This window comes from Pseudomonas fluorescens (assembly GCF_000968015.1).
Classification (GTDB): Bacteria; Pseudomonadota; Gammaproteobacteria; order Pseudomonadales; family Pseudomonadaceae; genus Aquipseudomonas; species Aquipseudomonas fluorescens_W.
This window is the reverse complement of the sequence record NZ_LACH01000031.1, coordinates 22,894-43,837: the sequence shown is the minus strand read 5'-3', so window position 1 is coordinate 43,837 and position 20,944 is coordinate 22,894. Positions and strand designations below refer to the sequence as shown.

Genomic DNA, 20,944 nt, shown 5'->3' with positions numbered 1-20,944 from the left:
TTGGCAGCAAGGTGATTTCCATGACGGAACAAGTGTCCACAAGCAGGTGCGATTCACCGCTACTTCAGGCATTCGTCGACAATCGACTGATCCTGGTCAAGATTGCAGCCCGCATTACCGGCTGCCGGTCGCGTGCTGAAGACGTGGTGCAGGATGCGTTCTTCCGGCTGCAATCCGCGCCGCAGATCACGTCCTCGTTCAAGGCTCAGCTCAGCTACCTGTTCCAGATCGTGCGCAACCTGGCGATCGATCACTACCGCAAACAGGCGCTGGAGCAGAAGTATTCGGGCCCGGAAGAGGAAGGCCTGAACGTGGTGATTCAAGGTGCTTCGCCGGAAACCTCGCACATCAACTTCTCGACGCTGGAACACATAGCCGACGCGCTGACCGAGCTGCCCAGCCGCACCCGCTACGCCTTCGAGATGTACCGCCTGCACGGCGTGCCACAAAAGGACATCGCCAAGGAGCTAGGCGTCTCGCCGACCCTGGTGAACTTCATGATTCGCGATGCGCTGGTGCACTGCCGCAAGGTATCGGGCAGTCGCGTGGATACTTTTGCCCGCCGCTGAAACCTTGCCGGTTTCATAAAAAAGATCGCAGCCTTCGGCAGCTCCTACAGGGTGTACGCAATCCCATGTAGGAGCTGCCGAAGGCTGCGATCTTTTAGGCTTAACCCCGGATCACGCCAACGCACACCGATCAAAAAACCGCTCACGCCCCAACACCATCAGCGCCGCGCGCTTGTGCGGGAAGTCGAACGCTTTTTCGCAGTGGAAACCCTGGTTCTGCATATGCCCGATCATCTTCGCGTTGTCGGCGCGAGGCTCGGCAACCACTCGCTGAGTGCGTGGATCGTCGAGAAACAGGTAATGCGTCAACGCCGATAACCAGCTCGCCACCTTGTGCGGGCCACGGTGATTTTCCTCACCCACCAACATGTGAATACCGCGGTCGTAATCGCCGACGTCATAGAACGGCGCAATGCGATCTTCCTTGGCCCAATAGGCTTCAAAGTAGGCGAACGGCTGATCATCGAAACAACCGATCAGCGTCAAAGTATGGGGATCGGCTTCAAGTTTGCTCAGGTACTCGCGATGCTGCTCGAGGCTGCCCTCCTCCTGCCAGAAACTCGCCACGCGCGGGTTGTTCTGCCAACGATTGAAACGTGCCAGGTCCAGGTCGATGTCCACCGTGCGCAGGGAAATCCACGCACCAAGCCGCGCATCAAAACGCCGATAGACTTCACCGCGCGGTTTCACCGGGCGCAGCGGATGACGCTTGCCGCCACTGATGACCAGTTGCTGCGGATAACCCGATGTCAGTGACACGCCCAGCCAAGGCTGAGGCAACTGCCAGAACAGCGTGCGCTCGCAACGATACTGGCCGACGATTTCGGTAGGGATCAACAACCCGCAGAGCAATGCTACGGTGGGGGCTTCATCGAGATGCCAGGTCAGGCGCTGGCAGGCCGGGTCACGGGCAAACAGCCAATAACAGGCCGCCCAGACGGCACGATTGTCGGCGTGGTCGAAGCGCTCTTCTACGTGCACTTGCAGCGCGGGCTCGCGAGTCAGGCGCAATTGAATCAGCGGCTGCCCTTCAAGGCTTAGGCACAGGCGGCTTTCGGTTTCATCAGCTACAAGACGGCTTCCTGTCGGCAAGGCCAGGGCAGTCAGGTCATTCAGAGTGGACATGGGTCGGGCTCACGTTAATCGTCGACAGTTCAACGAGGTGACGTGAGCCAGTGCGGGAAATTTAAGACAAGTCGGTCAATACGCGACCTGTGGTGCGATCTCAGTTACCCGGGACCGGAACGATGGCAATCTTGTAAGGATCGAAAATCTTCAGCATCTGGCCATTGTCCCGCAACCCTTGCAGCAACTTGCCGAACGCCTCGCCACTGATCGGTGCGGCCGGACTGAGGATGGCGTAGTGGTGATAAACCTGATCGATACGTTGGGACACCAGCAGTTGATTGGCGACTTTCTCGTTGCGCAGCAGGTAATCGCTGAGGTACGAGCGCGTCACCAGGGCAACGTCGGCACGCCCGCGCAGCACCATCAGCAGGTTACTGTCATGGGAGTACGTCAGCGTGGCGTTGTAGTTTTGTGCGAGGAATTTTGGATCGGCGTTGAAGTTGGCGAATTCGTAGTGATAGCCGCTGAACAGCGCCAGACGCTTGCCGGCGAGGTCGGCAAAATAATTCTGCTGGCGAACCGGCTGGCCATCGGGCTGGCGTTGTGCGACGAAAATCTCGGCGTCTTCCAGCCCCATGTCGACTGTGGTGTGCGGGATGTCCTTCCAGCCCCAGTCCGGGTTCTCGAAAATCGCCATATCCACCCGGCCTTGCTTGAAGTCACCGAAACGCCGGGGAATGGAAGTGGGTACCAATACAAACTGATAGTCGTTCTGCAAGGCATTGAGCGCCTCGACCAGCTGCGGCAGCAAACCGGTGTCGGCACCGGATTCCGGGCGCACGGTATAGGGGGGGAAATGTGCGGCACCGACCCGCACCTGTTGTGCGGCCTGGGATGGAACCACGCATAACACCGCAAGCGTCGCCAGCAAAAGCCGCGAAACCGTCCGAATTGGCGAAGACATCAAAAAAACCCACTCCCCAAAAAAATACGCTTCAATGCATTCAAGCTAGGCGGTTTCGGCGACTTAGCCAGTTTCCTTCTGATTCAAAACAAACTTAGTGCTTTTCTTCCAGCACGAGAATCAATGCCTCATCGGCCAATTGATCGAGGCTCATGCTGCCGCCGGCGCGAAACCAGGTGGTGGTCCAGGACAACGCACCCGTCAGAAAACGGCGGGTGATGAACACATCCCCGCGAATAAAACCCGCCTCCTTGGCTTCCCCCAACACTTGCAGCCAGAGTTCTTCATAAATATCACGCAGCGCCAGCACCTGCGCCTGCCCGTCTGCGGACAGCGAGCGCCATTCATACACCAACACCGCCATGGCCTCGCCGCTGCCGCCCATGATCGACTGCAATTCACAACGAATCAGCGCCAGTACCCGCTCGCGCACACTGTTGGCTTCTGCCAGGGCTGCACGCATTAACGCGGTGTTGTAGCGGATGGTCTCCTCCATCACCGCACGCAGGATCTCGTCCTTGCTTTTGAAGTGATGAAAAATGCTGCCTGACTGAATCCCCACGGCGCCGGCCAGATCGCGCACGGTGGTGCGTTCGTAACCTTTGTTGCGGAACAGGTGAGCCGCCACTTGCAGCAGTTTGCCGCGGGCGCTGTCCGGGTCGGTCAATTGGCCGCTGTCGACCAATTCGCGCATCACCCTCAGGGCTTTTTGCTCGTCCACCCGTTCTCTCCTACAGTCGATCAATCAAATACGCCGCTCACCGCTAAAACTGCGGGGTTGCGCGGGCAATTTAAGCTGGCCGGAGCGACCAAGCAAGCGCTCGGGCAGAAGATATTTCAGCCGTTTACAAACCAAGCGCTTGCTTGGTAGTCTCGATGTACTTCTGTCGGGGGTGGTTATGGAGTTGACTGTGCCAAAAACAATCCGCATCGGTTGCGCCAGCGCCTTCTGGGGCGACACCTCGACCGCCGCCGCGCAACTGGTGGCAGGTGGGCGTCTGGACTATCTGGTCTTCGATTATCTGGCCGAAATCACGATGTCGATCATGGCCGGCGCGCGGATGAAAGATCCCCAGGCCGGTTACGCCAGCGACTTCATCGAAGTCCTCAGCCCGCTGTTGGGTCAACTCGCCGAACAGAAAATCCGCGTCATCAGCAACGCTGGCGGGGTCAACCCGCAAGCCTGCGCCGCCGCCCTGCAAGCGGCCTGCGACAAGGCCGGGGTGGTGCTGAAAATCGCCGTGCTGCTGGGCGATGACCTGCAGCCGCAACTCAAACAGCTGGGCGGCAGCGGTATCCATGAAATGTTCAGCGGCGCGCCCTTGCCGCCGATGTGCGTCTCGACCAACGCCTACCTCGGCGCACCGGGCATCGTCGAAGCCCTGCGTCTGGGTGCCGACATCGTCATCACCGGACGCGTGGTCGACAGCGCCGTGGTCAGCGCCGCGCTGGTGCATGAATTCAGCTGGTCCTGGCACGACTACGACAAACTCGCCCAGGCCGCGTTGGCCGGGCACATCATCGAATGCGGTGCCCAGTGCACCGGCGGCAACTTCACCGATTGGCGCGAGGTGCCCGACTACGAACACATCGGCTTCCCCATCGTCGAAGTCAGCGCCGACAGCCAGTTCATCGTCAGCAAACCCGAAGGCTCCGGCGGACTGGTCACGCCGCTGACGGTCGGCGAGCAGATGCTGTATGAAATCGGTAACCCGCAGGCGTATCTGCTGCCGGACGTGGTCTGCGATTTCACTGAAGTCAAACTCGTGCAACAAGGCAAAAACGCGGTTCGGGTGCACGGCGCAAAAGGCTTGCCGCCGACCGATCAGTACAAGGTCAGCGCGACGTACCCGGACGGTTTCCGCTGCACCGCCAGTTGCCTGATCGCCGGGATCGATGCGGTCGACAAGGCGCGTCGAGTCAGCGAAGCGATCATCAACAAGACGTCGGAAATCTTCAGCCAGCGCGGTTGGCCACCCTACAGCGAAGTGAACATCGAACTGCTCGGCAGCGAAGCCACTTATGGCCCCCACGGTCAGCGTCAGGACAGCCGCGAAGTGGTGATCAAACTCGCGGTGCGCCATCCGGGTAAACAGGCGTTGATTGTGTTCTCCCGTGAAATCGCCCAGGCCGCCACCGGCATGGCGCCGGGACTGACCGGGATTGTCGGTGGACGGCCAACGGTGTATCCGCTGATCCGGCTGTTCTCGTTCCTTATCGACAAAACCGCTTGCACGCTGGAAATTGATCTCAAGGGCCAGCGCCACCCCTGCGCCCTGCCCGCCGTTGATGTGCTCGACACCGCCGACCTGCCCGTGGCGTGCGCCCCACCGAAATCCGCAGACCGGGCCGATGCCAGCGTGGCCCTGGTCAAACTCGCCGTGGCGCGCTCCGGTGACAAGGGCAATCACAGCAACATCGGCGTCATGGCCCGCAAGCCGGAGTACCTGCCGTGGATTGCCGAAGCCTTGACCCCGGAAGTGATCGTCGACTGGATGAGTCACGTCCTCGACCCGATCCACGGACGTGTCGAACGCTGGTACCTGCCGGGCACCCACAGCCTTAATTTTCTGCTGGAAAACGCCCTGGGAGGCGGTGGCGTGGCCAGCCTGCGGATCGATCCGCAAGGCAAGGCCTTCGCCCAGCAACTGCTGGAAATCCAGATACCGGTGCCTCAGCGCATCGCCGACCAGGTCAACTAGAGGACTGTCGCCATGGCTTACGATTCGATTTTCAAAGCCGATTTGTTTGCAGGCAAAAACATCATCGTCACCGGTGGCGGCAGCGGCATCGGCCGTTGCACCGCTCACGAACTGGCGGCCCTCGGCGCCCATGTGCTGCTGCTCGGTCGCAAGGCCGACAAGCTGAAAAACGTCACGGCCGAGATTGCCGAGGATGGCGGCAAGGCTGACTGGATGGTCTGCGACATTCGTGAGGAAGAAGCGGTCAAGCATGTGGTCAGCGAGTTGATCCGCAAGTACGGACCGATTCACGGTCTGGTCAATAATGCCGGCGGGCAGTACCCGTCACCGCTGGCGTCGATCAATCAAAAAGGCTTCGATACGGTGTTGCGCACCAACCTGATGGGCGGCTTCTTGATGGCCCGGGAAGTGTTCAACCAGTCCATGAGCAAACATGGTGGCGCCATCGTCAATATGCTCGCCGACATGTGGGGCGGCATGCCCGGCATGGGCCACTCGGGCGCGGCGCGTTCGGGCATGGACAACCTCACCAAGACCGCCGCGTTCGAATGGGGTTATGCCGGGGTGCGGGTCAACGCCGTGGCACCGGGCTGGATCGCGTCCAGTGGCATGGACACCTACGAAGGCGCGTTCAAAGCGGTGATCCCGACGCTGCGTGAACACGTTCCACTGAAACGCATCGGCACCGAATCGGAAGTCAGCGCGGCGATCGTTTTCCTGCTCAGCCCGGCCGCGGCATTTGTCAGCGGCAGCACCTTGCGCATCGACGGCGCCGCCAGCCTGGGCGGGCGCGCCTGGCCGATACACAAGGCGCAGATCAGCGAGTCGTATAACGGCTTCCATCGCGCCTACTTGCCGGACGTCCTCAAGGATAAGGAATAAGTCATGCCGGTGATTCAGTCGCAAGTGGACTCGTTCAGCGAACAGTTCGCCCGCAATCGCGCGGCGATGCTGGTCGGCATCGAACAGGTCCGCCAACTCGAACAGAACCTGCTGAACAAGGCGGCCGAAGCCAAACCCCGGTTCGACAAGCGCGGCCAATTGTTGCCCCGGGAACGCCTCAATCTGCTGCTGGACCCCGGCGCGCCATTCCTCGAACTGGCGAGCCTGGCCGGCTACAAACTGCACGACGACAAGGACGGCAGCTCCGCAGGCGGCGGATTGATCGCCGGGATCGGTTACGTGTCCGGCGTGCGCGTGCTGGTGGTGGCGAACAACAGTGCGATCAAGGGCGGGACCATTTCCCCCAGCGGTTTGAAAAAGTCCCTGCGCCTGCAACAGATCGCCATGGAGAACAAACTGCCGGTCATTACCCTGGCCGAAAGCGGTGGCGCCAACCTCAATTACGCGGCGGAGATTTTCGTCGAAGGCGCCCGCAGCTTTGCCAATCAGGCACGGATGTCGGCCATGGGCCTGCCGCAAATCACCGTGGTCCATGGCTCGGCCACGGCGGGCGGCGCCTATCAGCCAGGGTTGTCGGATTACGTGGTGGTGGTGCGTGGCAAGGCCAAGCTGTTTCTGGCCGGCCCGCCGCTGCTCAAGGCTGCCACCGGTGAAGTCGCCACCGATGAAGCACTGGGCGGCGCCGAGATGCATGCGCAAATCGCCGGCACCGCTGAATACCTGGCCGAGAACGATGCCGATGGCGTGCGCCAGGTGCGCGAGATTGTCAGCCTGTTGCCGTGGAATGATCAGTTGCCCTGGGTACCCGAACGTCGGTGGGAAGAACCGCTCTACCCCATCGACGAGTTGCTCGGGCTGATTCCTGATGACCCCAAAAAGCCCTATGACGTGCGCGAAATCATCGCGCGGATTGCCGACGGCTCGAACTTCCTCGAATTCAAAGGCGAGTTCGATCAGCAAACCGTCTGCGGCCATTTGCAGATTCAAGGCCGCGCCTGCGGGTTCATTGGCAACAATGGGCCGATCACGCCCAAGGGTGCGAGCAAGGCGGCGCAGTTCATTCAGCTCTGTGACCAAAGCCAGACGCCGTTGCTGTTCTTCCACAACACCACCGGGTTCATGGTCGGCACCGAGTCGGAGCAGCAAGGCGTGATCAAACACGGCGCGAAAATGATTCAAGCGGTGGCCAATGCCCGCGTGCCTAAACTGACCATCGTCGTCGGTGGCTCCTACGGTGCCGGCAATTACGCGATGTGCGGCCGCGGCCTCGACCCACGCTTCATCTTCGCGTGGCCCAACAGCCGCACGGCGGTGATGGGCGGCGCCCAGGCCGGCAAAGTGCTGCGGATCGTCACCGAGGCCAAACAGGCCAAGGACGGCCTGGTGCCCGACCCCAAAATGCTCGACATGCTGGAACAGGTCACCGCGCAGAAACTCGACAGCCAGTCCACCGCACTCTATGGCAGTGCCAGCTTGTGGGACGACGGGTTGATTGATCCTCGCGATACCCGGACCTTGCTCGGGTACTTGCTGGATATCTGTCATGAGGCTGAAGTGCGGCCGCTGCAATCCAACAGTTTTGGTGTAGCCCGCTTCTAAGGACGATAAGGAGAACAATAAAAATGATCTTCACCCAGGAACACGAAGCACTGCGCCGCACCGTCCGCCAATTCGTCGATCACGAGATCAATCCTCACGTCGAGGAATGGGAAAAGGCTGGACGCTTTCCGATCCACGAGATCTTCCGCAAGGCCGGCGACCTCGGCCTGCTGGGGATTTCCAAACCGGAAAAGTTTGGCGGCATGGGGCTCGATTACAGCTATTCGATCGTCGCGGCTGAAGAGTTCGGCACCATCCACTGCGGCGGCATTCCGATGTCCATCGGCGTGCAGACCGACATGTGCACCCCGGCGCTGGCGCGTTTCGGCTCCGATGAACTGCGCGAAGAATTCCTGCGGCCGGCGATCACTGGCGAGCAGGTCGGCTGCATCGGTGTTTCCGAAGTCGGCGCCGGTTCCGACGTGGCCGGTTTGAAAACCACCGCCCGCAAGGACGGCGACGACTACGTGATCAACGGCAGCAAGATGTGGATCACCAACTCACCGAGCGCGGACTTCATCTGTCTGCTGGCCAACACCTCGGACGACAAACCGCACATCAACAAGTCGCTGATCATGGTGCCGATGAACACGCCGGGCATCAGCCTCAGCTCGCACCTGGACAAGCTCGGCATGCGCAGCTCGGAAACCGCCCAGGTGTTTTTTGACAACGTGCGCGTGCCGCAACGCAACCGCATCGGCCATGAAGGCGCGGGGTTCATGATGCAGATGCTGCAGTTCCAGGAGGAACGGCTGTTCGGCGCGGCGAACATGATCAAGGGCCTGGAGTACTGCGTCGACAGCACCATCGAGTACTGCAAGGAACGTAAAACCTTCGGCAGTGCGCTGATCGACAATCAGGTCATCCACTTCCGTCTGGCCGAACTGCAAACCGAAATTGAATGCCTGCGGGCATTGGTCTATCAGGCCACCGAGCAGTACATCAAAGGCCAGGACGTCACCCGTCTGGCGTCGATGGCCAAACTCAAGGCCGGGCGTCTGGGCCGTGAAGTCAGCGACAGCTGCCTGCAATACTGGGGCGGCATGGGTTTCATGTGGGACAACCCGGTGGCGCGCGCTTACCGAGACGTGCGGCTGGTGTCGATCGGCGGCGGTGCCGACGAAATCATGCTGGGGATCATCTGCAAACTCATGGGCATCCTGCCGGGGAAAAAGCAATGAGCACCCTGCCGGTTTGCCAGACCTTGCTGCTCGAACCGCATAACGGTGTCCTGCACATCACCCTCAACCGCCCCGAAAGCCGCAACGCCATGAGCTTGCAGATGGTCGCCGAACTGCGTGCGGTGCTGGCGGCGGTGCGTGACGACCGAGCCATTCGCGCACTGGTGATCGGTGGTGCGGGCGGGCATTTTTGCGCCGGTGGCGACATCAAGGACATGGCCAACGCACGCGCTCAAGGCCCGAGCGCCTATCGCGACTTGAATCGCGCGTTCGGTGCGTTGCTGCAAGAGGTGCAACACGCGCCGCAAGTGGTGATCACGGTGCTGCAAGGCGCGGTGCTCGGCGGTGGTTTTGGTCTGGCTTGCGTCAGCGACGTCGCCTTGGCCGATCACCAGGCGCAATTCGGTCTGCCGGAAACCAGCCTCGGCCTGCTGCCAGCGCAAATCGCGCCGTTCGTGGTGCAGCGCATCGGCCTGACTCAGACTCGCCGACTGGCGCTGACTGCAGCACGTTTCGATGGCACACATGCACGGCGCATGGGGTTGGTGCATTTTGTCGAGCATGACGCGCAAGCGTTGGCCGAGCGTCTCGATGAAATTCTGGCCCACGTGTTGTGCTGCGCGCCGCAGGCCAATGCGACGACCAAAAAGCTGTTGCTGGCGAGTGCCGGACAACCATCGAATGCGTTGCTGGACGAAGCGGCCGATTGGTTCAGCGAGGCGGTGACCGGGGCTGAAGGTATTGAGGGGACCATGGCTTTCGTGCAGAAACGCAAACCCGGGTGGGCGCCTTAACAGCATCGTCGGAACGCCGCCCGGAGCAAGCTCGCTCCCACATTGGTTCTGTGTCGTTCACAAAACCCTGTGGGAGCGAGCTTGCTCGCGATGAGGCCATCACATCCACTGCAAAACAAAAGGGAAACCCCCATGCCCGGACTCAGCAAAATCCTGATCGCCAACCGCGGTGAAATCGCCTGCCGCATCCAGCGCACTGCCCAGGCCCTGGGCTATCGCACGGTCGCAATCTTCAGCGATGCCGACGCCGATGCGTTGCACGTGCAGATGGCAGACGAAGCCGTGAACGTCGGCCCGGCCCCAGTGCAGCAGTCTTATCTGAATATCCCGGCCATTCTCGACGCCGCCCGGCGCACGGGCGCTGACGCAATCCATCCAGGCTACGGCTTCCTATCGGAAAACGCCGGCTTCGCCCGCGCCTGCCAGGATGCCGGCATCACCTTCATCGGCCCCAGCCCCGACGCCATCGAACTGATGGGCAGCAAACGCCTGTCGAAACTTGCCATGCTCGATGCCGGTGTGCCGTGCATCAAGGGTTATCAGGGCGAAGCACAGGACGACGCAACCCTCAGCCGCGAAGCCGCACGCATCGGCTATCCGCTGATGATCAAGGCCAGTGCCGGCGGTGGCGGGCGGGGCATGCGCCTGGTGCACGAGGCCAATGATTTGCTCGAACAACTGCGCACCGCCCGCTCCGAAGCGCTGCATGGGTTTGGCAGCGGCGAACTGATTCTCGAGCAAGCGCTGATCGACCCACGTCACGTCGAAGTTCAACTGTTCGGCGACCTGCACGGCAACCTGATCTACCTTGGCGAGCGCGATTGCTCGATCCAGCGTCGCCATCAAAAAGTCATCGAAGAAGCACCCTGCCCGGTGATGACCGCCGAGTTGCGTCAGGCCATGGGCGAAGCGGCGCTCAAGGCGGGTCGCGCCGTGAATTACGTCGGCGCTGGCACCGTCGAGTTCCTGCTGGACGCGTGCGGGCAGTTTTACTTTCTGGAGATGAACACCCGACTCCAGGTGGAACACCCGGTGACTGAATTGATCACTGGCCTCGATCTGGTGGCCTGGCAGTTGCACGTCGCCGAAGGACTGCCTCTGCCGTTGTGCCAGGAGCAAGTGCAGCTCAACGGACATGCCATGGAAGTCCGTTTGTACGCCGAAGATCCGGCACACGGTTTTCTCCCACAAACCGGTCGCATCACTGCCTGGGAGCCCGCGTTGCAGGGCGGCGTGCGGATCGATCATGGCCTGATCGAAGGCCAGACAGTCAGCCCGTTTTATGACCCGATGCTGGGCAAGATCATCGCCCACGGCGCCACCCGCGAAGAAGCCCGACGTAAGTTGCTGCGGGCGGTGCAGGACAGCGTGCTGCTCGGCGTGCAAAGCAATCAGCGCTTGCTCGCCAGCCTGCTCGAACACCCGCATTTCATCAGTGGCGAGTTCAGCACCGGGTTCATCCCGGCACACTTTGCCGAGCATCCCTGCCTGCATGCGCATGTGCCGAGCGCCGAAGAACTAGCCATCGCTGCTGCGCTGTTCTATCAGGCCTCGGCGCAGGTTCATCACGCGCCACTGGCCGGTTGGCGCAACAACGCCAGCGTGCCGCTGCACTATCGAATCGGCCTTGAGGATCAGGAGTGGCCGGTGGAATTGAACGCTGTGCCGGGTGAACCGTATCGGATTCAAGTCGCCACAACGCCCTTTGAATTAAAGATCATCCAGTGCGACGGACGCTGGGCCAGCCTGGAAATCAACGGCATCCGGCGACGTCATGCTTACCGTCTCGAGGCCGGGCAACTCTGGCTGTTCACCCGCCCCGGCAGTGTGCGGCTGGTGGACCGGACGCAGGCCTTGGTCGGCGCCCAGGCCAGCGTCAGCACCGGCACCCTCAAGGCTCCGATGGACGGGGCGATCGTCGACGTGCTGGTGACTGAGGGCAGCACGGTCAGTAAAGGCCAGTTGCTGGTCGTGCTGGAGGCCATGAAAATGGAGCATCCGCTCAAATCGGGTATCGACGGCGTGCTCAAACGCTTGCAGGTCAGGGTTGGCGATCAGGTGAAAAATCGTCAGATTTTGTTGGAGGTCGAATAAGCCGCTAGGCGGATCCGCCGGGTTTGGCTACGCTCAAGCCCTATCAGGACGCGGATACCAGGAACCCTGCGATGCCTCATTGGCTGGTCATTGATCTAGAAGCCACCACCGATGAGGGTGGTTGGCCAGTAACGGAAATGGAAATCATCGAAATCGGCGCCACCCTGGTGGACCGCAAGGGGCGTGAACTGGATGCTTTCCAGCGTTTCGTCCGGCCGCTGCGTCGGCCCTTGCTGACGCCGTTTTGCCGGCAACTGACCCGCATCACCCAGGCCAACATCGACGCCGCGCAGCCGCTGAATGAGGTCTGGGCGTCGTTTGAGCAGTGGCTCGGTCAGCATCACTCGCGCCTCGAAGGCTGGGCCAGCTGGGGCGATTACGATCGCAAACAGTTGGTTCAGGAGTGGGAGCGCCTGCAACTCGACAGCGCCCTGAGCCGGGTGCCGCACATGAACCTCAAACAGCGCTTTGCCAAGGCTCGCCGGCTGGAACGCCCGCTGGGGCTCAATGCCGCGCTGCAACTGGCGGGCATGCAGTTCAGTGGCCAACAACATCGGGCGCTGGAAGATGCGCGCAATACCGCACGATTAATGCCACTGGTTCTTCCGTCTTAGAGAGGTGACGCCGGCATGGGCCTTGTGCATACTGGCCGGCCCTTTTTAGCCCTTTTCGAGGAATCGCCCATGTTTAAAGTCAACGAGTACTTCGACGGCACCGTCAAGTCGATCGCCTTTGGCACCGCTGAAGGTCCTGCGACCATCGGCGTCATGGCACCGGGCGAATACGAATTCGGCACCAGCCAGCGTGAAATCATGCACGTGGTGTCCGGCGCCCTGACCGTCAAACTTCCGGACAGCAGCGACTGGGAAACCTTCGCCGCCGGCAGCCAGTTCAACGTACCCGCCAACAGCAAGTTCCAGCTGAAAGTGGCCGTCGACACCGCTTACCTGTGCGAATACCGCGGCTAAACCCCTGGGTTTCACAGCGACAAAAAAAATGCCCGAGTCCAAGGACTCGGGCATTTTTTGTTCAAGGGCAGTAATTCAAATTGTCTTATTCCAGAACCGTCACCGGCATACCGACTTCAAGTTGGCCATTGCTGTCGTTGACCAGGTTCTGTCCGAACATCGCACCATCGGCCTCGGCACGGTATTTCTGCAACGTGGCCAGTGGTTCGCGATCTTCGCTACGCTCGCCGGTTTGCGGGTCAATGGTGGTCAGAATGCAACGTGAACACGACTTGACCACGCGGAACTCGACATCGCCGATGCGGATACGCTTCCAGCCATCTTCGGCATACGCCTCGCTGCCCTCGATCACCAGATTCGGCCGAAAACGCAGCATTTCCAGCGGGCGGCCGACTTTTTGCGACAAGTCCTCCAGTGAAGCCTGCCCGATCAGCAACAACGGAAAGCCATCGGCGAAGGCCACCTGATCGTCATCCTTGCCGTAGCCGGCCTGTGTGGTCCGTGCGCGATCAAGAGGGACTTGCACCAGGCGAGTCGGTTTGCCAATGAATTCGCTGACCCACGCGCCCGCCTCATCACCGGCATCCGGCACACGCAACGTATCGCGCCAGATGGTCACGCCACGCAGTTGCGCGTCGCTGGCAGGCAAGGCGATATCGATCGGTGAGCGGCCCGGCGCACTGAGGGTCAAGCCACCGTCGGCATTCCACAACGCCGACAGCTGACTCATCTGCGCCACCGCACGTTGGGTCAGAAAGCGCCCGCTGGCCTCGTCCACCAGCATCCAGCGTCGATCACCGTCCAGGCCCAGCTTGTCGAGGCTGACCTGCTGCAAGGTCTCGCCCTTGCCGGATTTCAACGGATAACGATACAGCGCGCTCAGACGCAACATGGCCAGCTCCCTGGTGGGCAAAAACGCCACCCTATACGAGCTTGATCGCCGAATCAAAGGCTCTGTGGCGGGGGCTTACCCGCTTTTCGTAGGAGCCAGCGGTGCGGCGATCCGACTTGCCGGCGAAGGCGCTCTTGAGGACGCCTACGCCGGCAAGCCTGGCTCCTCATGCCCATTTCAGGCCGGAACTGCGTCCAGCATCAAGCGCTGGCGCACCACGTCGACGAGTTTGTCCGGCTGGAATTTGGAGAGGAAGTTGTCGCAGCCGACCTTCTTCACCATCGAGTCGTTGAAGCTGCCGGACAACGAGGTATGCAGAACCACATAAAGGCCACGCAGACGCGGGTCGTTGCGGATTTCCGTGGTCAGGCGATAGCCGTCCATTTCCGGCATTTCTGCGTCGGTGAAGACCATCAGCAGTTTGTCGGTCATGTTCACACCGGTATCGGCCCAGGCCTTGAGCATGTTCAGTGCCTTCAAGCCATCGCTGGCGATGTGCATCTTCACGCCCAACTGACCCAGGGTGTCACGCAATTGCGACAGCGCCACGTTCGAGTCGTCCACCAGCAGCACTTCACGGCCACGGGCACGTTCCAGAACCGGATCGTCGAGTTTGTCGCGCGAGACCTTGGCGTTGTACGGGACGATTTCCGCCAGGACTTTTTCGACGTCGATGATTTCCACCAATTGATCGTCGACCTTGCTGATGGCCGTCAGGTAATGCTGACGACCGGCGCTGGTCGGCGGCGGCAGAATGGCTTCCCAGTTCATGTTGACGATACGGTCCACACCACCGACCAGGAACGCCTGCACCGAACGGTTGTACTCGGTAACGATGATTGTACTGGTCGGGCTTGGCACCAGCGGGCGCATGCCGATGGCCTGGGACAGGTCGATCACCGGCAGGGTCTGGCCACGCAGATTAACCACGCCGCAGACAAATGGATGACGCTGGGGCATCAGGGTCAGCTTCGGCAGTTGCAGCACTTCCTGCACTTTGAACACGTTGATCGCGAACAATTGCCGTCCGGCCAACCGGAACATGAGAATTTCCAGGCGATTCTCACCCACCAGTTGCGTGCGTTGGTCTACCGTGTCGAGAATGCCGGCCATCAATGACTCCTGGGCTTGTTCTGATGAATTCACTAAAGGGGGTTATCGGCTGTTTTCGCCGGACCTTGACCCCCCTGTAAAATGCCACGACCAAACATTGATGTCATATTAACATCATGCTTTACTGGCCAGGCGATTTCATCTGCCCCACCACCTGCCGCGAGACCTTGTTTCGTTCGGTTGGTTCCCCCGTGTAAGGGATTCCCCTAGTAGCAATCAGGCCCAACCTGATATTCGCAATATCCAATAGCCATTAATGTGACGCCATTCTCATTGCATGAACGGAGTCAGGCTTTTGTGTGCGATCGCAGGTAAGTGGCCATCCACCCTATCGAATTCCCCAGCCTGCAGCCAGACAGGCCGGCGCGCGATCTCACGACGGCATGGCAATGCGGGGACTCTGATCGTCCCCGTCGACACACACGACATTCCCGCATTTGTCATGACGTTGTGGAGATAAGCATGCCGAACGATCGTAAAGAATGGGCTCACCGGCTCCCGCAGTTTCTCGTCGAAGCTGAGACACTCCTGGTTAAAACCGAGGAATGCCTGAGTCATTTGCAACTGATCAGTAATGACAAAGATGCCATCGACTGCATGCTTAGCACCCTGCTCAAACTGGCCAACAAGGCTGATGCCCTCGCTCTGGCAGCCGTTTCGGAGTTTTCGTTGCACATCCATGGCTTGCTGAGCCATGCCCAGAATCACATGGATTTACACGACCAGGCCCTGAGCGCGCTGAAAGACTGCCTGACGTTGATCGCCTGGCAACTTGAGCTTATCGATCAGAAGACCGGCCAACTCAGCCTTGATGACAGCGAACAGACATCCCTGATCGAAGCCTTCGCCTTTCAGGTCGGACAAAGTCAGTTTCAGTTACCCGCTAATTCCAAACCGTTCACACTCGTTTCCTTTGCAGGTCGGCAAGCCTGAAATATCGGGCCCCTATGCTGTGCTGCGAATATTTATTGCCATGGTTGCCTCTCTAACTTTAGCGGGCGCATGTCGCAATTGAATATCTCATACCTGCTTACGACAACTTGAAACAAATAAACCACTCTTGCCAGCCAACTTTTTCCAGTATTGAACTGCTGTCCATAAACGCTTATTCCCTGACTCGGCAGACCTATATACCAAACGCGACCAACGGTATCTTAAGTGGTACTATGGCGCCCATTAGTTGACGTCAAATACTGGCAGAGTGACTCCAGACAGAGACCCGTCATCCACGATGCCCGGTCTTCCCGCAGCGAACATCCATTGGCTCCATCCGCTATGTACGCCAGCCTCAAGTCGATCACCCTGAAGCCACCCTCCCGAAAAAACGCGCGCCTGGTCACGCTTGTGTTGTGTACCTGCTCGGCGCTTGGCTGTCTGCTGATTTATAACCTGTCAACGCCCCTGCCACTGAGTCTGCTGGTACTCAATATTGCGGCATTGGCCTGCGTCGGGGTGCAGGACTGTCTTTCGCGCAAGTCGATAAAGTTTGAACCCCAGGAGTTGGCTGACCGGTTGTTGGAGGTTCAGGAGAACGAACGGCGCCGGCTCAGTCGGGAACTGCATGACGACATCGGCCAATTGCTGACCGCGGCAAAACTTCAAAGCGACTGGCTTAAGCGCCGAATGCCCGAAGAACTTCAGGGCCAGTGTTCGGTACTCTGCGATACGCTGGAAGAAACCCTGGCCAAAGTGCGAGACGTATCGGCCATTCTCAATCCGAGGCAGCTGACCAGTCTCGGGCTGGAAGCCAGTCTGCGGGCGCATTTACTCAAGACGCTGGCCAACACGCCGGTGCACTGGAGCCTGGAATGCCATCAGCGTCTGGCAGGTATACCGGAGGAAATGACGCTGGCCGCCTTTCGAATCACTCAGGAAGCGGTGACCAATATATTGCGCCATGCCGAAGCGAAAAACCTGTTGGTCCGCCTGCAACGTCAGCCGCAGGGCCTGACACTGTTGATCAGCGACGATGGCCTGGGATTCGCGCCAGCGACCGATCCAGGTCGTGAGGGGCAACGTGGAATGGCCGGGATGTCGGAACGGATCAATCAGCTGGGAGGCACTCTGAGCGTGACCAGCGAGCCGGGCAAAGGCACTCAAATCGAAGCACTCTTCCCCTGGGCGCCTCGCGCGCTTGAACGGGCCAGTACGAATAAGGTTATGCGTTGACTTGTAACTTACTTCTGGTGGATGACCACTCGCTTATCAGGGCAGGCGTGCGCGCTCTGGTGCTGGATATTCCCGGCTACGCGGTAATCGGTGAGGCCAATGACGGCTCACAGTTGCTCGAGATGGTCGAGCAGCTGTCCCCGGACATCGTCCTGCTGGATATTTCCATGAAGGAAACCAGTGGCCTTGACGCCTTGCAGCGACTCAAGCGAGTACGCCCGCAGAGCAAGGTGCTGATCCTGTCGATGCACACTGATCCAGCACTCATCATGCAGGCACTGGAGTCCGGTGCACATGGCTACCTGCTCAAGGACACCACGGCTACCGAGCTCGAACATGCCCTGGATGCCTTGCGTAACAACGAACGCTACCTGAGCCCGGCCATCGCCCACACCGTCATCAACCAGGCGCTGACCCGAACTCAGAAAAACCAGCCGGAACCTGCAGACTCGCACAACCTGACAGCGCGTCAGCTGGAAATCCTTCGGCTGATCGTTCGCGGAAAATCCACCCGGGAAATTGCCAATGGCCTGGGCCTCAGCATCAAGACCGTTGAAACCCACCGCTCTCAGATCATGAAGCGCTTGCAGATCTACGATGTGGCGGGCCTGGTGCTGTTCGCCGTTCGCGAGCAAATCATCAGTCTGGATGATTGATCAATTGCGATGCCCCCAGCAGCGGCGAGTTTTCCGGTAAATGCACGCGCAGTGCCGCTGGACGTGTCGAGAAACGCAAATTGTCACCTTCCAGAGGTTCGCCATCGAGGTTGATGTAGAGGCCTTCCGAGACCTTGATTTCGACCCATGGCAACCGGACTCGCACAAACATGTTGTCGATGCCGAAGCCATCGGCGAGCAGGGTTTTCAAGGTGCCGACGACTTCCTGCGGCGCAGGCAGAATACTGATGTCCAGCAGACCGTCGTCAGCCAGCGCTTCTGGACACAACACATGTCCACCGCCGGCCTGCCGGCCATTGCCGATGCCCAATGCCAACAAGTCGCCACTCCACTGGAAATCAGGCCCCTGCAGCTCGCCATAGGCTGCATGCAACTCACTGAAGCGCGATAAACCGGTGAACAGGTAAGCCGCGCCCCCGAGGACTTTTTTCAAGTCCTCCGAGGTGTTTGCCGTGACCTGACTGCCAAAACCGCCCGTGGCCATATTCAGGAACACCTGCCCGCCGACCTCCCCCAGATCAATGGCGCTCGGCGCAACGTCGAGAAGTTCCAGCGCCTGCGCGGGTTCCAGAGGCACGCCAGCGGCACGCGCAAAATCATTGGCGGTGCCCAACGGCATCAGTACCAGACTGGCCTGAGTCGAATGCGCCGCCATGGCTTCGGCAATATCGCGCAAGGTACCGTCACCACCACCGGCAATTATCTGCGTGTAGCCTGCCGCCAGCGCTTCATCCACCAGCCGCTGCGCATCGCCCGCTTCCCAGGTCACTCGAACGGCCAGCTCCCAACCCTGTTTGCGCTTGTCCGCAACGGCAGAACGAACCGCCTCGTTGAGCGCTTGCTTGCCATGCAGAATCAACAGCGCCTTGCGTTCGCTCATTAGTTGTCACTCCCATGATTGAATTCCGTATGGGAGATGTTGACCTCATCTCGCCCCATAAAAGTCGCAAGAATTTGAATTATTTGAAGTCGAGCCGTATGGCGTCCTACAAGGTGGGACTTTTCTTACAAGATGTAAGGAATCGGCTCAATTGACCGACCCATGCGATTGGTACACCTTGGCGCCTGCAGTTATCAAACATCAGCAGGAACTACACAGGGACGTGCCATGCAAAGCCAAGAGATCAGGTCACCGGTCATTCCGGTCGTACCGCTCGCAGAAAAACGCGCCAATCATCAAGCTGAATTCAAAAACAGCGCAAAGCCCATTGGAGAAGCTGCTTTGGAATCTCGCGTCGTTGAATTGGAGACACACCTCAAATACATCCGACGAGACATGGATGAAGTCCGTAGTGACGTCAAATCCATAAAACACAGGCTTGCCTATTCGGCTATCGGAACAGCCGTGGTCATCGGGGTTCTGGCCTGGATCGCCAATAGCCGTTTCGACCAGGTCGTGACACTCCTGGCTCACCAAGGGTAAGCCACGAACGCAAAACCCGGTTCGATTAACCGGGTTTGCGCAGTAAGCCAGCAGCAGGAGTCAGCTCAGGACTTCGCTCAGCGGGATGAAGCTCACGCTGTCACCTTCGATCAGCGTGCGATCCTCCAGCACCTCAACCAGACCATCAGCCCAGGCAGCGCTACGCAGTACACCCGAACTCTGATTCCTGTAGATAATTGCCCGGCCATTCTCCAGACGTCCGCGCAAGTACTCGCGCCGATTGCCTGCTTTGGGCCATGCAAACCCTGCAGGCACCTGAAACTTCAGGGGCTCAACCTCTTTTACACCCTGTCGGCGCAAGAGATAGGGCCGAGCCAACAAAGCAAAGGTCACCAGCGTTGAAGCCGGATTGCCAGGCAAACCAATCACAGGTACGCCGCGAAAATGCCCGAATGTCAGCGGTTTGCCGGGTTTGATGGCGAGTTTCCACAACGTCAACTCACCCTCTTCACGCAGGGCAATGCCCAGAAAGTCAGCTTCTCCGACCGAGACACCACCGGTGGAAAGGATCAGATCGACATCCTTCAATTCACCCAGTTGAGTGCGGGTGGTCGCTAAATCATCCGGAAGAATTCCGGCATCGATCACCTCACAGCCCAGCCGCTGCAACCAACTGCACAGCAACACTCGATTGCTGTTGTAGATCTGTCCCGGCCCCAGAGCCTGACCCGGTTCAATCAGTTCATCGCCGGTGGACAGAACAGCAACGCGAACCTTGCGAATCACGTCCAGCTCTGCGCATCCCAGCGATGCAGCCAACCCCTGTTCGATCGGCCCGAGGCGCGTGCCGGCTGGCAGAATCAATTCACCAACAGTGGCTTCCTGGCCTTGAGGACGAATGTTTTGTCCCGGGGTCATGGTTTCGGTGAAACGTACTCGCTCATCCGCCTGAACCTCGGTGTTTTCCTGCATCTCGACGCAATCTGCACCGGCGGGAACTGGCGCACCGGTGAAGATTCGTGCGCAGGTGCCAGGTTTCAAGGGCTCCGGAGCCTGACCGGCAAAAATCTTCTGGCTGACCACCAGTGGCTCTCCAGTCCAGTCGGCCACGCGCAAGGCATAGCCGTCCATGGCACTGTTGGGCCAAGGTGGCAAATCAAGCGTCGAGACCAGATCATCGGCCAGCACCCGGCCCTGAACCTGCGCCAATGGCAAGCGTTCACGCTCACGAATCGGTGAAGCTTCGGCCATTGCCAACAGGCGTGCCAGTGCCACTTCGACAGCCATCAGACTGCCGGTCTTGCCTGGCTTACCCACGGGATTCACAGGGTGCCGCCTGTTTGAGATGGGCCACGAAATTGCACGGCCGGTGCCGCGAATCCAGCTGCTCGGCAAGAATGCCATCCCAACCGGTGCGCACGGCATTGGTCGAACCGGGCAAGCAGCAGACCAGCGTGCCATTAGCCAGGCCGGCCAAGGCACGGGACTGAACAGTAGAGGTGCCAATATCAGCCACCGATATCTGCCTGAACAGCTCACCAAAACCGTCGACTTGTTTGTCCAGCAGGCAACTCACCGCTTCCGGAGTGCTGTCACGTCCGGTAAAACCGGTGCCGCCAGTGATCAGCACCACCTGCACGACATCGTCGGCAATCCAGTTGGCGACTTGCGCGCGAATTTTGTAGAGATCATCTTTGAGCAGAACCCGGGCCGCCAGGTTATGGCCGGCAGCGCTCAAACCGTCGACGAAGACCTGGCCTGAGGTATCGGTTTCCAGGGTACGGGTATCGCTGACCGTCAGCACCGCGATGTTGAGCGGTGCGAAAGGTACATCAGCCTTGGCTTTCATAGGCTCATCCAGTTGTAG

21 protein-coding genes are annotated in these 20,944 nt (G+C 59.6%); 13 read left to right on the top strand and 8 right to left on the bottom strand.

Features of this window, described 5'->3' with window-relative positions:
- The first annotated feature begins 20 nt into the window (after positions 1-20).
- Positions 21-569 (top strand): RNA polymerase factor sigma-70, encoded by a 549-nt coding sequence (locus tag VD17_RS14735; protein ID WP_008145913.1) that lies wholly within the window; start codon positions 21-23, stop codon positions 567-569.
- A gap of 111 nt (positions 570-680) precedes the next feature.
- On the opposite strand, the gene VD17_RS14730 is transcribed toward VD17_RS14735, so the two are convergent.
- The 3 genes from VD17_RS14730 to VD17_RS14720 all read right to left on the bottom strand — a co-directional run bounded on the left by VD17_RS14730 (position 681) and on the right by VD17_RS14720 (position 3,322).
- Entirely contained in the window at positions 681-1,694 is a 1,014-nt protein-coding gene (locus VD17_RS14730) for a GNAT family N-acetyltransferase (protein WP_046054432.1), read from the bottom strand.
- Between the two features lie 100 nt (positions 1,695-1,794).
- Positions 1,795-2,601: a substrate-binding periplasmic protein gene (locus tag VD17_RS14725; protein WP_080932004.1), complete on the bottom strand. Its 807-nt coding sequence runs from the start codon at positions 2,599-2,601 to the stop codon at positions 1,795-1,797.
- Between the two features lie 94 nt (positions 2,602-2,695).
- Positions 2,696-3,322: a TetR/AcrR family transcriptional regulator gene (locus VD17_RS14720; RefSeq protein ID WP_046054430.1), complete on the bottom strand. Its 627-nt coding sequence runs from the start codon at positions 3,320-3,322 to the stop codon at positions 2,696-2,698.
- 190 nt (positions 3,323-3,512) lie between these two features.
- On the opposite strand from VD17_RS14720, the gene VD17_RS14715 reads away from it, so the two are divergent.
- From VD17_RS14715 to VD17_RS14680, 8 genes are all read left to right on the top strand, one after another.
- Complete coding sequence (locus VD17_RS14715) at positions 3,513-5,303, top strand: acyclic terpene utilization AtuA family protein (RefSeq protein WP_185753152.1); 1,791 nt, start codon at positions 3,513-3,515, stop codon at positions 5,301-5,303.
- A 12-nt stretch (positions 5,304-5,315) separates the two neighbouring features.
- The gene (locus VD17_RS14710; RefSeq protein ID WP_046054428.1) at positions 5,316-6,185 is read left to right on the top strand and encodes an SDR family oxidoreductase; all 870 of its coding nucleotides are present in this window, start codon (positions 5,316-5,318) and stop codon (positions 6,183-6,185) included.
- A gap of 3 nt (positions 6,186-6,188) precedes the next feature.
- Positions 6,189-7,805: a geranyl-CoA carboxylase subunit beta gene (gene atuC / locus VD17_RS14705; RefSeq protein ID WP_046054427.1), complete on the top strand. Its 1,617-nt coding sequence runs from the start codon at positions 6,189-6,191 to the stop codon at positions 7,803-7,805.
- A gap of 23 nt (positions 7,806-7,828) precedes the next feature.
- The gene (gene atuD / locus VD17_RS14700) at positions 7,829-8,986 is read left to right on the top strand and encodes a citronellyl-CoA dehydrogenase (RefSeq protein WP_046054426.1); all 1,158 of its coding nucleotides are present in this window, start codon (positions 7,829-7,831) and stop codon (positions 8,984-8,986) included.
- On the top strand, positions 8,983-9,780 hold the full coding sequence (locus tag VD17_RS14695; protein ID WP_046054425.1) for an enoyl-CoA hydratase/isomerase family protein: 798 nt from the start codon (positions 8,983-8,985) through the stop codon (positions 9,778-9,780). Before atuD ends, VD17_RS14695 begins: the two co-directional genes overlap by 4 nt.
- A gap of 132 nt (positions 9,781-9,912) precedes the next feature.
- Positions 9,913-11,874, top strand: coding sequence for an acetyl/propionyl/methylcrotonyl-CoA carboxylase subunit alpha (locus tag VD17_RS14690; protein ID WP_046054424.1), 1,962 nt, complete (start codon positions 9,913-9,915; stop codon positions 11,872-11,874).
- 71 nt (positions 11,875-11,945) lie between these two features.
- Positions 11,946-12,488, top strand: a complete 543-nt coding sequence (locus VD17_RS14685) for an exonuclease domain-containing protein (RefSeq protein ID WP_046054423.1) — start codon at positions 11,946-11,948, stop codon at positions 12,486-12,488.
- 69 nt (positions 12,489-12,557) lie between these two features.
- Complete coding sequence (locus VD17_RS14680; RefSeq protein WP_007940055.1) at positions 12,558-12,842, top strand: pyrimidine/purine nucleoside phosphorylase; 285 nt, start codon at positions 12,558-12,560, stop codon at positions 12,840-12,842.
- An 85-nt stretch (positions 12,843-12,927) separates the two neighbouring features.
- On the opposite strand, the gene VD17_RS14675 is transcribed toward VD17_RS14680, so the two are convergent.
- Entirely contained in the window at positions 12,928-13,734 is an 807-nt protein-coding gene (locus tag VD17_RS14675) for an MOSC domain-containing protein (RefSeq protein WP_046054422.1), read from the bottom strand.
- Between the two features lie 177 nt (positions 13,735-13,911).
- The gene (locus tag VD17_RS14670) at positions 13,912-14,847 is read right to left on the bottom strand and encodes a chemotaxis protein CheV (RefSeq protein WP_046054421.1); all 936 of its coding nucleotides are present in this window, start codon (positions 14,845-14,847) and stop codon (positions 13,912-13,914) included.
- A 462-nt stretch (positions 14,848-15,309) separates the two neighbouring features.
- On the opposite strand from VD17_RS14670, the gene VD17_RS14665 reads away from it, so the two are divergent.
- The 3 genes from VD17_RS14665 (at position 15,310) to VD17_RS14655 (ending at position 17,672) form a co-directional block, all read left to right on the top strand.
- Positions 15,310-15,780 (top strand): hypothetical protein, encoded by a 471-nt coding sequence (locus VD17_RS14665; protein WP_046054420.1) that lies wholly within the window; start codon positions 15,310-15,312, stop codon positions 15,778-15,780.
- 342 nt (positions 15,781-16,122) lie between these two features.
- Positions 16,123-17,016 (top strand): sensor histidine kinase, encoded by an 894-nt coding sequence (locus tag VD17_RS14660; protein ID WP_046054419.1) that lies wholly within the window; start codon positions 16,123-16,125, stop codon positions 17,014-17,016.
- Positions 17,013-17,672 (top strand): response regulator, encoded by a 660-nt coding sequence (locus VD17_RS14655; RefSeq protein WP_033059158.1) that lies wholly within the window; start codon positions 17,013-17,015, stop codon positions 17,670-17,672. The genes VD17_RS14660 and VD17_RS14655 overlap by 4 nt, the downstream gene beginning before the upstream one ends.
- Here VD17_RS14655 and yegS read toward each other — a convergent pair.
- Complete coding sequence (gene yegS, locus VD17_RS14650; protein WP_046054418.1) at positions 17,656-18,573, bottom strand: lipid kinase YegS; 918 nt, start codon at positions 18,571-18,573, stop codon at positions 17,656-17,658. The two genes, VD17_RS14655 and yegS, sit on opposite strands and share 17 nt — an antisense overlap.
- 228 nt (positions 18,574-18,801) lie before the next feature.
- On the opposite strand from yegS, the gene VD17_RS14645 reads away from it, so the two are divergent.
- Positions 18,802-19,116 (top strand): hypothetical protein, encoded by a 315-nt coding sequence (locus VD17_RS14645; protein ID WP_046054417.1) that lies wholly within the window; start codon positions 18,802-18,804, stop codon positions 19,114-19,116.
- Positions 19,117-19,176: 60 nt separating this feature from the next.
- Here VD17_RS14645 and VD17_RS14640 read toward each other — a convergent pair whose 3' ends face one another.
- Together VD17_RS14640 and moaB are read right to left on the bottom strand one after the other, a co-directional pair.
- On the bottom strand, positions 19,177-20,403 hold the full coding sequence (locus tag VD17_RS14640) for a molybdopterin molybdotransferase MoeA (RefSeq protein WP_046054416.1): 1,227 nt from the start codon (positions 20,401-20,403) through the stop codon (positions 19,177-19,179).
- Positions 20,387-20,926: a molybdenum cofactor biosynthesis protein B gene (gene moaB / locus VD17_RS14635; RefSeq protein ID WP_046049182.1), complete on the bottom strand. Its 540-nt coding sequence runs from the start codon at positions 20,924-20,926 to the stop codon at positions 20,387-20,389. Before moaB ends, VD17_RS14640 begins: the two co-directional genes overlap by 17 nt.
- Between the last annotated feature and the right edge of the window lie 18 nt (positions 20,927-20,944).